Annotated in this window: 10 protein-coding genes; all 10 read left to right on the plus strand. The window is 36.8% G+C overall.

All coding sequences use genetic code 11. The features are described 5' to 3' along the window. Nucleotides 1-22 precede the first annotated feature (22 nt). Nucleotides 23-2,056, plus strand: coding sequence for a DUF2264 domain-containing protein (locus tag B2145_RS01840; RefSeq protein WP_291097526.1), 2,034 nt, complete (start codon nt 23-25; stop codon nt 2,054-2,056). 476 nt (nt 2,057-2,532) lie between these two features. Then, complete coding sequence (gene rhaT / locus B2145_RS01845; RefSeq protein WP_291097528.1) at nt 2,533-3,585, plus strand: L-rhamnose/proton symporter RhaT; 1,053 nt, start codon at nt 2,533-2,535, stop codon at nt 3,583-3,585. 47 nt (nt 3,586-3,632) lie between these two features. Continuing rightward, a complete protein-coding gene (locus B2145_RS01850; RefSeq protein WP_291097530.1) occupies nt 3,633-5,774 on the plus strand; it encodes a bifunctional aldolase/short-chain dehydrogenase in 2,142 nt (713 codons plus the stop codon). An 86-nt stretch (nt 5,775-5,860) separates the two neighbouring features. After that, nucleotides 5,861-6,175, plus strand: coding sequence for an L-rhamnose mutarotase (rhaM, locus tag B2145_RS01855; protein WP_291097532.1), 315 nt, complete (start codon nt 5,861-5,863; stop codon nt 6,173-6,175). 13 nt (nt 6,176-6,188) lie between these two features. Then, entirely contained in the window at nt 6,189-7,463 is a 1,275-nt protein-coding gene (locus B2145_RS01860) for a sugar isomerase (protein ID WP_291097534.1), read from the plus strand. A gap of 10 nt (nt 7,464-7,473) precedes the next feature. Beyond that, nucleotides 7,474-8,835: an FGGY-family carbohydrate kinase gene (locus B2145_RS01865; RefSeq protein ID WP_291097536.1), complete on the plus strand. Its 1,362-nt coding sequence runs from the start codon at nt 7,474-7,476 to the stop codon at nt 8,833-8,835. Nucleotides 8,836-8,837: 2 nt separating this feature from the next. Beyond that, a complete protein-coding gene (locus tag B2145_RS01870) occupies nt 8,838-9,575 on the plus strand; it encodes a (Fe-S)-binding protein (protein ID WP_291097538.1) in 738 nt (245 codons plus the stop codon). Next, nucleotides 9,572-10,966, plus strand: a complete 1,395-nt coding sequence (locus B2145_RS01875; RefSeq protein ID WP_291097540.1) for a lactate utilization protein B — start codon at nt 9,572-9,574, stop codon at nt 10,964-10,966. Before B2145_RS01870 ends, B2145_RS01875 begins: the two co-directional genes overlap by 4 nt. Further along, nucleotides 10,959-11,555 carry a LutC/YkgG family protein gene (locus B2145_RS01880; protein WP_291097542.1) on the plus strand — a complete coding sequence of 199 codons (597 nt, stop codon included), beginning with the start codon at nt 10,959-10,961 and terminating at the stop codon, nt 11,553-11,555. The genes B2145_RS01875 and B2145_RS01880 overlap by 8 nt, the downstream gene beginning before the upstream one ends. A gap of 134 nt (nt 11,556-11,689) precedes the next feature. After that, nucleotides 11,690-14,032 carry a glycoside hydrolase family 3 N-terminal domain-containing protein gene (locus B2145_RS01885; RefSeq protein WP_291097544.1) on the plus strand — a complete coding sequence of 781 codons (2,343 nt, stop codon included), beginning with the start codon at nt 11,690-11,692 and terminating at the stop codon, nt 14,030-14,032. Nucleotides 14,033-14,208 lie beyond the last annotated feature (176 nt).

Here is a 14,208-nt window from a genome sequence, read left to right on the forward strand (position 1 = left end):
AAATCTTGATAAAATCAGTATTATGAAAAACAGTATTTCATTTATTTTGTTGCTTCTGATGTGCTTGCCGGTATTTGCACAACAAAAAGAAAGGATTGAAAATCCAGCCAACAATAACGTTTTTAAAATTAATAACCCAGATTACGAATTAAGTCCCTATACAGGAATGACTAGGCAACACTGGAAGGACGCTGCCCTTTATTTACTGGAGGGTGCTTTTAGTTATATTCATAATCTGGATGATCCCATGAAGTTCCCAAAACAACCGGGAAAAAGTTATCCTCAAGATGAAAATAAAGTGCCTACAGAGAAATTAGAGGGTTTGAGTAGGACTTTATTTATTGCCTCTCCGCTTCTAAAAGAAAATCCCAATTTAGTGATTAATAATATTAAGGTAGCTGATTATTACAGAAATCAATTCAGTAAATTAATCGATCCAAACAGTCCCTCTTATATTGTACCACGTCCAAAAAATGGAGGGCCGAGTCAGAATCTGGTAGAATATGGAGCTATAGCAATTTCATTGCTAACGAATCCGGAAGTTTTATGGAATCCACTACCACAGGATCAGAAAGATGCATTGGCCAAATCTATGCTGAGTTATGGTGATGGACCTACGGTATCTTCTAATTGGAAGTTTTTTAACATTTTTGTGTTGAGCTTTTTCAAAGATCAAGGTTATCCCGTTAATGAGAAATTGTTAGTTGAATATTTGCAAAAATCATTGGATGATTATAGAGGAGACGGTTGGTACAACGATAATCCTGCTTATGATTATTATAGTATGTGGGGCTATCAACTGTATGGAGCCTTGTGGTCTGAATATTTTGGCAATAAATATTATCCGGAATATGCCTCAAAGTTTAAAAACAATTTTAAAGATCTCAATTCCAATTATCCTTTAATGTTTAGTCGTAATGGGGAGATGATTATGTTTGGACGTAGTATTAGTTATCGAATTGCTTCTATAGCTGCGTTTCCTTTTATGGGTTTGGAAAAGGATGCAATTGTTAATAATGGTTGGTTAAGAAGAATTTCATCTGGAGTTTTAAAACAATTTCTGGAGCACCCGGAATTCATGAAAGACAATGTGCCCACACTTGGTTTTTACGGAGCATTTGAACCCGCCGTACAAGTGTATAGTTGTAGGGGAAGTGTATATTGGATGGGGAAAGCCTTTCTGGGACTATTGTTGCCAGATGATAACCCTTTTTGGACAGCAAAAGAAAATGAAGGAGACTGGGAAACCGAATTTAAAAAAGACCAAGCTTATAATACGTTTCAAGAAGGTTCACAAATTTTGATTACAGATTATCCACAAATAGGAGCTTCAGAGATTAGGGCTTGGTGTCACGCAAAGAAAAAAGATGATTGGCAAGGATTTCGATCAACAGAAAATTATAATCGATTGTCTTATAACAGTGCTTTTCCTTGGCAGGCTGATGGTATGAATGGCGAAGTAGCTATGGATTATGTTTTCAAAAACAAAAACCAAGAATGGGAGCCCTTCCGATTATTTACCTTCAAAAAGTTTGAAAACGGTATTTATTATCGTGATGTGGTTTTAGAAACTAATGAGAATATAAAAATGAGTTTGGCCGATATTCCATTGGCAAATGGAATTTTAAGAGTGGACAGAAATAGTAGTACCGACTCAATTGCTATGCGATTAGGGCATTATGCTTTGCCAAAGTTGGATGGAGAAATCAAAACTACCGTGACTAAAATAAAAGGACATCAAGCAACAATTATTGACAATGGAAAATATCAATTGGCAATGATTCCACTTTTGGGGTGGAACAAAACAGAAGTTGTTACGGCTAAAGGTTTAAATCCTTCAAGTGAAGAAAGTTCAGTAATAAATGTCGCCGATAATTTTACACCTCAAAAAGATCAATCAACTATTTACGCCACTTTAATGTTATGGAAAAAGTCAGGTGAAAAATGGAGTGATAAAGAGCTGATGCCTGTGAATAAAATTAAGTATTCAGAAAAGGAAAATACGGTAAGCATCACTATGGCAAACGGTGAAAAAAAGATTGTGAAATATAACTAATATATAAACCGTTGGATGTAATTGGCTTTTTTAATAATTACATCCAACAGGTTATAGTAAGATGGTTAGCATTACTATTTCATTTAAAAATGAAATTATCATATTAATTTGATTTCTATAATTCAGAGTTTCGATGAAAAAAACCTCAAAAATTGATAGTCTCAGAATTGATGAACTCTCAGCTACTCCAAAGGACCGGTAGCTAGTTAATGCCGTGCTGAACGCTATAAAGCAAAATATCCTGAAAAAAGGAGATTCCATGTCTTCTATCAATGGTTGAATCTCTTATGATTACTTTTATATTGCCTTATAAAAAGCTGTAAGGAAATATAATAGGGATTTATCTGTATTTTTCTAATGGAAATAAATTAAAAAATAAAAAAAAAGCGTTTTACAAGGATTGTACAGGACAGTTTTGTTTTCGATATTCTCTTATTTTACAACACCAGATCATTAACATTAAATTAAATTATTAAATGGAAGCATTACTCGGTATTCTTTTTCACTCGATAGGGGGGTTCTCCTCAGGAAGTTTTTATATGCCTTTTAAAAAGGTAAAAGGTTGGGCATGGGAAAGCTACTGGATTGTTGGTGGATTTTTCTCTTGGCTTATTGTCCCACCAATAGCTGCGTATTTAACCATTCCTGGTTTTGCCGAAATAATTAGTGCCGCTGCTCCCACTGTAAAAGCTTTCACCTATTCCATGGGATTGATTTGGGGAATTGGCGGACTTACTTATGGTCTTGGAGTTCGATATTTAGGAATGTCTTTGGGCAATTCAATCGTGTTGGGTTTTTGTTCTGCATTTGGAGCATTGGTACCCTCGATTTACTATAATTTTCACCCGGTTGCCGGCAAAATTTCTTTTACCGATATGCTTTCCAGTACAGGTGGCCGATTGGTTTTGTTGGGCGTTTTGGTTTGCTTGATTGGTATTGCCATTTCTGGAAAAGCTGGAATACTCAAAGAAGCTGATTTGACAGAAGAGCATAAAAAAAATAGCGTCAAAGAGTTTAGTTTGGTCAAAGGACTCATCATTGCTGTCATTTCCGGGATTCTGAGCTCGTTCTTCAATTTTGGAATTGAAGCAGGAAAGCCTATGGCAGAAGAAGCGGTAAGACAGGGTTTCAATCCTCTATTCCAGAATAATGTAACCTACGTTGTTCTGCTTTGGGGCGGACTCACCACCAATTTCATATGGTGTATGTATCTTAATTTCAAAAACAAAACTTTCGGAGATTATACAAACACTAAAACTCCAATCGCTAAAAACACTATGTTTTCAGCAATCGCGGGTACTATGTGGTTTTTGCAATTCTTCTTCTACGGAATGGGAGAAAGTAAACTCGGTAACGGTGCTAGTTCATGGATTTTGCATATGGCCACCATTATTTTAACGGCCAACTTTTGGGGATTTTATTTAAAAGAATGGTCCGGAGTGTCCAAAAAGACTTTCAGGACATTCCTTTGGGGTATTGCTCTTATCCTGTCGTCAATTGTACTGGTGGGAATAGGAAATTCACTTTGATAATTTAAAATCTCGGACACTTTTTTACAATATTTTTAAATAACAATATGTCAAACATAAAAACAAATAACATGAATTTTCAACACGTGAGTTACCTTTGGGATGAAGCTAAAGCCACAGCATTAGCAGGAGACGAAGTAGCACTTTTCATATATCGTTCTAATTTATTGGGAGCCGATTTAAGATTAACGAACTACGGAGGAGGAAACACTTCCGTTAAAATCACTGATAAAGATCCGTTGACAGGAGCCGATTCTGAAGTAATGTGGATCAAGGGCTCTGGCGGAGACATCGGGACATTGACAAGATCAGGTTGTGCGGCACTTTACTTGGAAAGACTTCTCAATCTTGAAAACGTTTATAGAGGAATCGAATTCGAGGACGAAATGGTCGAATTATTCAATCACTGTATTTTTGATTTAGGTTCAAAAGCACCTTCTATCGACACGCCATTACACGGTTTCTTGCCTTTCAAACATATTGACCACTTGCATCCTGACGCGGCTATTGCTATTGCAGCAGCCAAAGACGGCGCAAAAATCACCGAAGAGTTATTCGACGGAGAAATTGGTTGGGTAGGATGGCAACGTCCGGGTTTCGACTTGGGTCTTCAGTTGAGAGCTTGTTTAGAAGAAGCAGCCAAAAAAGGTAAAAAATTAAAAGGTATCATGCTAGGTTCTCACGGTTTATTTACTTGGGGAGACACTTCGTATGAAAGTTATATCAATACACTTGAAGTAACCGAAAAATGCGCTGAATACCTTGAAAGCAATTATGGCGTAAACCGTGCTGTTTTTGGAGGTCAAAAAATAGAAAGCCTAGACAGTGAGGCACGTCAGTTGAAAGCTTCAAAAATTGCTCCGATATTGCGTGGTTTCTGTTCGTCAGAGCGCAAAATGATTGGTCATTATACCGATGATGCCAGAGTGTTGGAATTTATTAATTCGAATGATTTAGCGAAACTGGCGCCACTTGGGACTTCTTGTCCAGACCATTTCTTGCGTACCAAAATTAGTCCTTTGGTTTTGGAATTAGACCCGAATGAGGATTTATCGGATGTGGAAGCAATTAAAGCAAAATTAACTCCTGCTTTTGAAGCCTACCGTGCGATGTACTCGGAATATTACAATACTTGCAAGAAATCGAATTCACCAGCAATGCGTGACCCAAATCCTGTGGTGATTTTATACCCGGGAGTGGGAATGTTCACTTTCGCAAAAGATAAAACGATGGCTCGATTGGCATCAGAATATTACATCAATGCGGTGAATGTGATGAAAGGAGCTGAGGCCGTTTCCCAATATACTTCGTTGCCTCGTCAGGAAGCTTTTGATATCGAATATTGGTTGTTAGAAGAAGCCAAATTACAACGTATGCCTAAACCAAAAGCTTTGTCAGGACGAATCGCATTGATTACAGGTTCTGCGGGCGGAATTGGAAAAGCAATTGCAAAGAAATTTGCAGAAGAAGGGGCATGTGTTGTCATTAATGATATCAATGTAGAACGTTTGGAAGGAGCTACAAATGATTTTATCAAAACTTTTGGTAAAGACACTGTTGCCAGTACTTTACTGAATGTAACGGATGAAAAAAGCACAGAAAAAGCCCTAGATGCCGCTTGTTTGGCATTTGGAGGAGTAGATATTGTAGTAAATAATGCAGGAATCAGCATCTCAAAATCTATTGCGGAACACAGTTTGGAAGACTGGGATAGATTGTATGATATATTGGTAAAAGGACAATTTATTGTTTCTAAAGCCGGAATAGAAGTGATGCGCAAACAAGGATTTGGAGGAGATATAGTAAATATTGTCTCCAAAAATGCGGTGGTTGCAGGACCTAATAACCCTGGTTATGGATCGGCAAAAGCGGCGCAAGCACATTTGACCCGTTTGATGGCAGCAGAATTAGGAGCGGATAAAATCCGTGTGAATACGGTAAATCCGGATGCCGTGATTTCTGATTCGAATATTTGGTCAGGCGGTTGGGCTGAAGGTCGTGCCAAAGCGTATGGAATCACAGTAGCAGAATTGCCTGCTTACTATGCAAAACGTACTTTATTGAACGAAATTATATTGCCCGATGATATTGCCAATGCCTGTTTTGCATTTGTAGGCGGTTTGTTAAACAAATCAACAGGAAATGCCTTGAATGTGGATGGCGGCGTAGCGATGGGCTTTTATAGATAATTAAGTTGGTTTGGTTTATTGTTTTCTAACGCCTGAATATCTCGGGCGTTAGATTTTTTTTAAATTTGTAAACAATACTAAATAGTATGAAAAAAATAGCTTTCAAAATGCAGCTTCATCAGGGGCAGGTTCAGGAGTACCAACGCCGACACGATGAAATTTGGACAGAACTCACAGAGTTACTAAAAAATAACGGAGCGGAGGATTATTCTATTTTTTTAGATCCGGATACAAATGCTTTGTTTGGAGTTTTAAAAATGGAAAATCCTGCTTTGCTGGACGAACTACCCAAACATCCCATCATGCAAAAATGGTGGAAATATATGAGTGACATTATGGAAACGAATCCTGACAATTCCCCTATAAGCACTCCTTTAAAAGAAGTCTTTTATTTATCTTAAAAAAAAAAACACCATGTTAATTGAATCAAACAAAATAGCTTCACACAATGATGGCCTGCTAAAGTCTCATAAAAATAAATTGGTTTTCACAGCATCCGAAATTGGTGAAACCGAAAATATTATTCAAAAATTAATTGATTTTCAAATCGCCATACCATCATGGGCTTTAGGAACAGGCGGCACTCGATTTGGTCGTTTTCCGGGTGGTGGAGAACCACGTTCTTTGGAAGAAAAAATAGAAGATGTAGGTTTGTTACACGCATTAAACAATGCGTCTGGTGCTATTTCATTGCACATTCCCTGGGATATCCCAACGGATCACCAAGCCATAAAAAATTTAGCTGCACAACACCATTTAAAATTTGATGCGGTTAATTCGAATACTTTCCAAGATCAAGCTACTCAAGAATATTCTTATAAATACGGTTCTTTGCAAAACGTAAATAAAGCGGTTCGTAAACAAGCAGTTGCTCACAATATCGAAGTAATTCAGCAAGGTATCGCCTTGGGTTCTGAATCATTGACGGTTTGGCTTGCCGACGGTTCTAATTTTCCGGGACAATTAAATTTCCGTAAAGCCTACCAAAATACCTTGGAAAGCCTAGAAGAAATCTATGCCGCATTGCCGTCCAACTGGAAAATGTTTTTAGAATACAAATGTGCCGAACCGAACTTTTATTCAACAACTGTGGCTGATTGGGGACAATCGTATTCTTATGTAAAAAAATTAGGTGATAAAGCATTCACTTTGGTAGATTTAGGTCATCATTTACCGAATGCCAATATTGAACAAATTGTGTCTTTATTGCTTATGGAAGAAAAATTAGGAGGTTTCCACTTCAATGATTCCAAATACGGCGATGATGATTTGACCGCCGGTGCATTAAAACCATACCAATTGTTCTTGATTTTCAACGAATTGGTGGAAGGAATGGATGCCAGAGGAATGAATCACGCCAAAGATTTAGGTTGGATGATTGATGCTTCGCATAATGTAAAAGATCCTATGGAAGATTTATTACAATCAGTGGAAGCTATTATGGTTGCTTATGCACAAGCACTTTCGGTTGACAGAAAAGCATTAGAAATTGCACAGAATGAAAATGATGTGGTGACTGCACAAGAAATTTTACAAAATGCTTTCCGTACGGATGTTCGCGCCTTGGTAGCCGAAGCGCGTTTGCGTTCAGGAGCTGCCTTGAATCCGGTTGGATTGTATCGTGATCTCAAAGTGAGGAATGGATTAATCACAGAAAGGGGTTTCAAAACGATAGCAACGGGCTTATAAAACATCAAAAATGAATGTAGTAGCAATTTTTGATATTGGTAAAACTAACAAAAAAGTATTTCTGTTTGACGAGAATTATAAAATTGTTTGGGAAAAATCAGTAAATTTTGATGAGACTGTAGATGAAGATGGATTCCCCTGCGAAGATATTGATTTACTTAAAAACTGGATCCTAGACAGACTGTCAGAGATAAAAAATCTCTCTGAATATATTCTTAAAGCCATAAATTTTAGTGCTTATGGTGCTAGTTTTGTTTATGTTGACGACAAAGGAAAAATATTGACCCCTTTGTATAATTATCTTAAAAATTATCCGGAAGGTTTAAAAAAGCAGTTTTATGATAAATATAAAGGAGAAGAAGTTTTTGCGGTAAAAACAGCTTCTCCTGTTTTAGGAAGTTTAAATTCCGGAATGCAAATTTACAGGTTAAAAGAAGAGCAACCTGAATTGTTTGAGAAAGTAAAATGTTGTTTGCATCTGCCTCAATATTTAAGTTTTATTTTAACTGGGCAATGTTTTACCGATATTACCAGTATTGGATGCCATACGAATCTTTGGAATTTTAAGAAGATGAAGTATCATAAATGGCTGAAGAAAGAGCATATAATTGATAAAATACCGCCACTTCATTACGCCAAAGATGCCATAAAAATTGATGGAGATATTTCAGTTGGTGTTGGATTGCATGACAGTTCTTCTGCCATGATTCCGTATACCATTAATTTTACGGAACCTTTTGTTTTATTGTCAACCGGAACTTGGAGTATTTCTCTAAATCCATTTAATAATAAGCGATTGACGTTTGAGGAATTGCAAAACGATTGTTTGTGCTACTTGCAATATACCGAAAAACCAGTTAAAGCAGCGAGACTTTTTTCTGGAAATGAACATGAAATTCAAGCCAAACGACTAGCAACTCATTTTGATGTTCCTTTTGATACGTTTAAAAATGTATTATATGACAAAAAAATTATCGCAGATTTAAGACCTTTTAATAAAAAAAATAAATCGGGTACTTTGAGTAATTCTAATATTCTCAAAGAATGTCGTTTTGAAAGTAGAAAGTTGAGTGATTATAAAAATTACGAGATAGCTTATCACCAATTAATTTTAGATTTAATTGAAAAGCAAATTTTTTCTACTAATCTAGTGATTCATAATAGTCCTGTTAAGAAAATATTTGTAGATGGTGGATTTAGTAAAAATCCCATTTTTATGAATTTACTGGCAGAGGCTTTCCCTGATATGGAAGTGTATGCCGCTTCAATGGCACAAGCCAGCGCTTTGGGAGCAGCATTGGCCATTCATAAAAATTGGAACCCTAAACCGATTCCCAACGATTTGATTGATTTAAAATTTTATAAACACTAAAAATGAAAATTGGACTTTTTATACCCTGTTATGTTGACCAATTTTACCCAAAAGTGGGCATTGCCACCTATGAATTATTGCAAAAATTAGGCTGTGATGTGAGTTTTCCAATGAATCAAACCTGTTGTGGACAACCGATGGCTAACAGTGGATATGAATATTTAACCAAAGGCTGTGATGCCAATTTCGTTGCTAATTTTGCCGAGTTTGATTATATTGTTTGTCCTTCGGGGAGTTGTGTTTTGCATGTCAAAGAACATTTGCACGATGAAAAAAACGAAGAATTGTCTGCTAAAATTAGGAAAAGAGTTTTCGAATTAACTGAGTTTATCACCGATATTTTAAAAGTCGAAACCATCGAAGGGAATTTTCCTCATAAAGTGGGTTTGCACCAAAGTTGCCACGGACAACGTGGATTAAAGCTTTCGCAAATGAGTGAGTTGAACGCGCCTTTTTTCTCCAAACCTGAACAATTATTAAATGGCATAAAAGGAATCGAATTAGCTTCCTTGAAAAGAAAAGATGAGTGTTGTGGTTTTGGCGGCACCTTCTGTGTAACCGAAGAATCCATTTCGGTAAAAATGGGACAAGATCGCATCAAAGACCACGAAGAGCAAGGAGTAGAATACATCACAGGTTTTGACATGTCTTGTTTAATGCACTTAGAAGGCATTTTAAGAAGACAAAATAGCCCAATAAAAACGGTTCACATTGCCGAAATATTGAACTCGAAATTATGAAAAATAACTTGTCACATAGCGAGGCTGCAGCGATTTTTAATAAAGATGTAAAACGGGTAGACTGGCACGATGAAACGCTTTGGTTTGTCCGTGAAAAACGGGACAAAGCGGCTTTTCAAATCCCGGAATGGGAATTGCTCAGAGAAACGGCCTCACAAATCAAAAACAATGTACTTTCGAATATTCATGATTATTTGCTTGAATTTGAGTCGAATGCCCTAAAAAATGGCATCATTGTGCATTGGGCTGCGGATGGCGATGAGCACAATAAAATAGTTCATTCCATTATGGAAAAATACGGTGTGAAGCAAATGGTTAAGTCCAAATCGATGCTTACCGAAGAATGTCATTTGAATGAATATTTATCCGAAAAAGGAATTGATGTGATCGATTCTGATCTTGGAGAACGCATTGTTCAATTAAGAAATGAGCCACCAAGCCATATTGTTTTACCCGCCATTCACCTCAAAAAAGGAGATGTAAGCGAGACTTTTCACAAGTATCTTGGAACTGAAAAAGGAAATAACGACCCACAATATTTAACCGAAGCGGCACGATTGCATCTAAGGGATATTTTTCTCACGAGAAAAGTGGCGTTGACGGGAGTCAATTTTGCCATTGCCGAAACGGGAGAAATCGTAGTTTGCACCAATGAAGGAAATGCAGATATGGGCGTGCATCTTGCCGATATCCATATTGCCAGTATGGGTTTCGAAAAAATAATTCCACAACGAAAACATCTGGGAGTTTTTCTTAGATTACTGGCGAGAAGTGCCACGGGTCAACCTATTACCACTTTTTCCAGTCATTTCAAAAAACCAAGGGAAGGCAAGGAAATGCATATTGTTATTGTGGACAATGGCAGAAGCACCCAATTGGGCAGAGAAGATTTTAGAAATTCATTGAAATGTATTCGCTGTGGCGCTTGTATGAATACTTGTCCCGTTTATAGAAGAAGCGGGGGACATAGTTATCACACTGCTGTGGCAGGCCCTATTGGGTCGATATTGGCTCCCAATCTTGATATGAGTAAAAATGCCGATTTGCCATTTGCCAGCACACTTTGCGGTTCGTGTACCAATGTTTGCCCCGTGAAAATTGATATCCACGAACAATTGTACAAATGGCGCCAAGTATTGGTAAAAGAAGGATATACTCCAACAGTCAAAACCATTGCCATGAAAGGAATGGCAACTGTTCTTTCGAGTTCTGTTATTTTTAATTTGGCTGGAAAAGCGGGTCGATTTGTAATGATAAACATGCCGTTTCTAGTAAATAACCGTTTTAATGCTTGGTACAAACAAAGAGAAATGCCGGCTCCACCTGAGGAATCATTTAGAGAATGGTATCAGAAAAATGGCGAGGAATTTAAAGACAAAAAAAATGAGTAGCAGAGCCACTATTTTAGAAAAAATAAAACAAAATAAGCCTTCTAAAATTTCTGAATTGCCTAGTTTAGAACTTTTTGTACTTTTAGGCTTAGATACTTTTGACTTGCTCGAAAAGTATAAAACGGTTTTAAAAAGTATTGGAGGAGATTTTGTCGAGGTAAAAGATTACGATGAAATAATTGATTTTGTCAAGAAAAATTATGCCACCGAAAAACGGATGATTACCACCATTCCAGAACTTGCCGAAATTGCAACAACGGATTGGTTTAATGATGATCCCCATTCCTTGGAAGATGTTGAATTGACTTTGGTTAAAGCACATTTTGGTGTTGCCGAAAACTCCGCACTTTGGGTAACAGATGATTTATTAAGGCAACGCGTTTCTGTCTTTATTCCACAATACTTGGCTATCGTAGTATATAAAAAAGATATTTTAGCGACAATGCACCAAGCCTATGACCGCATCGGAAACCAGGAATATGGTTTTGGCACATTCATAGCCGGCCCTTCCAAAACAGCAGATATTGAGCAATCATTGGTATTGGGTGCTCATGGGGCAAGGGGATTGACGGTGTTTATTATGGATTGAGATTTATAGTGGTTTTTGTATAATTAGTAAAAGCTACTTTTTTTATTTTACATAAACTTCTAATATATTGTTTGATTTGAAATTAATAATTCTATTTACTATTTAAATAATCCTCCTTAACATAAAAAAATCTAATGAAAAAAATCAATTTACTTCTTATGGGAATCCTACTGTCATTTCATTCCTATGCACAAACAACTGATTACAGCCAAAAAGCCAAAAAGATTGTGGCTCAAATGACCGATGATGAAAAAGCAAGTATGCTTATTGGAATTGGAATGCCAGGCTTTGATATCACCTTAGGTAAATTTGTTCCTAGCAGTTTTCAAGGAAAAGTACCTGGAGCTGCAGGTGGAACTTTTGAATTAAAAAGATTAGGAATTCCTTCCGTTGTTCTGTCAGATGGCCCAGCAGGTTTGCGAATTAAGCCAACTAGAGATAATGATACAAATACCTATTATGCGACCGCATTTCCTGTTGGAACGTCTTTGGCATCCACTTGGAATACCGAATTAATCAATAGCGTTGGAAAAGCGATGGGTAATGAAGTGAAAGAATATGGTGTAGATGTTTTGCTTGGTCCAGGAATGAACATTCACAGAAATCCATTGTGTGGAAGAAATTTTGAATATTATTCTGAAGATCCCTTTTTGACCGGAAAAATTGCTGCAGCAATTGTAAACGGTATTCAATCCAATGGAGTTGGAACTTCAATCAAACACTTTGCTGCCAACAATCAGGAGCGCAATCGTATGGGAATTAATGAGCATATTAGCGAAAGAGCTATGCGTGAAATCTATTTAAGAGGATTTGAAATTGCAGTAAAAGAAGCACAACCTTGGACGATTATGTCATCTTATAATTCTATTAATGGCACTTATACTTCTCAAAGAAAAGATTTATTGACAACAATTTTAAGAGACGAATGGGGTTTTAAAGGGGTTGTAATGACCGATTGGTTTGGTGGTTACAAAAGCTTTAAAGTACCTTTCACAAAAGATGTAGTTAGTGATGTAACAGCTCAATTAACGGCCGGTAATGATTTATTGATGCCGGGAATACATTCTCAAAAACAAGCAATTTTAGACAACATGAAAAGCGGAAAATTGTCTGCGGCAGTTGTGAATAAAGATTTAACTCGAATTTTAGAATTGGTAATGAGATCCCCTTCAATGAATAATTACAAATATTCAAACAAACCAAACTTGAAGGCTAACGCCGAAGTTACAAGACAAGCTGCCGATGAGGGAACCATTCTTTTGAAAAATGATAAAAATGTATTGCCTTTTACATCAAAAAATTCACCATTGGCGGTTTTTGGCGTAACTTCTTATGATTTTATTTCCGGGGGAACTGGAAGCGGCGATGTAAATGAGGCTTATACGATTTCATTAATTGATGGTTTGGCCAATGCAGGATTTTCAATTGATGCTGAATTAGAAGGATTGTACAAACCTTACACAGCGGATCAAAAAGAAAAAGAAATGCAACGTCGTAAAAAAAATGGTGGATTATTGGCGACACCAAAACGAATTTCTGAATTGGAATTGAGCAAAGAAATTGTCGAAAATAAGGCCAATTCATCAGAGCTTGCTTTAATAACCATTGGAAGAAATGCTGGTGAAGGAGCTGATAGAAAAGTAGAAGATGATTTTAATTTGGCCGCTGACGAACTAGCCTTAATCAACAATGTTTCCGAAGCTTTTCATGCTAAAGGCAAAAAAGTGGTGGTCGTTTTAAATATTGGCGGTGTTATTGAAACAGCCAGTTGGAGAGATAAAGTGGATGCGATCCTTTTACCGTGGCAGCCAGGTCAGGAAGGTGGAAATTCTGTAGCCGATGTTTTCTCTGGAAAAGCAAATCCGTCCGGAAAATTGACAATGACTTTCCCGGTTAAATATGAAGACACCCCTTCAGCTAAAAACTGGATTGGAACGCCTGCAGAAAACCCTACAAGTGTAACTTATGAAGAAGGCATTTATGTGGGTTACCGTTATTACAATACCTTTAACGTAAAACCTGCTTATGAATTTGGTTACGGATTGTCTTATACGAGTTTCGATGTTTCTGATTTGAAATTAAGTTCAAGTTCTTTTGCAAATAAAATGACTGTAACTGTAATAGTAAAAAATACGGGGAAAACGGCTGGAAAAGAAGTAGTTCAATTGTATTTGTCTGCTCCATCTAAAAACACTGACAAACCAAGTTCAGAATTGAAAGCTTTCGCCAAAACTAATTTATTGCAACCTGGAGAAAGTCAAACCATTACTTTGACTTTAAATCCTAAAAATTTAGCGTCGTTTGTTACAGCTAAAAATGCCTGGATTGCAGAAGCTGGTTCTTATAAAGTATCGATTGGAACCTCCTCTTTAAATATCAAAAAAACTGCTGATTTTTCTTTAGCCAAAGAATTAGTTGTTGAAAAAACAAATTCATCCTTTGCTGCCGACACAAAATTTTCAGATTTGAAACACTAGTTTTCAGTTTGCCTAAATACTATAAAATGGATTCGATTGGTTTCGAATCCATTTTTTTGTTCCAAAAGAATTTGTTTTTGATGGAGAAAAATGTAAAATCCTGATTTAATACCATTGGTTAGTATATTTTAGTCCAATCGTTATAGTATAATGCCGCTGTATATTTCATTTAGTTC

Source organism: Flavobacterium sp. UBA5153 (assembly GCA_002413745.1).
Lineage (GTDB): Bacteria > Bacteroidota > Bacteroidia > Flavobacteriales > Flavobacteriaceae > Flavobacterium.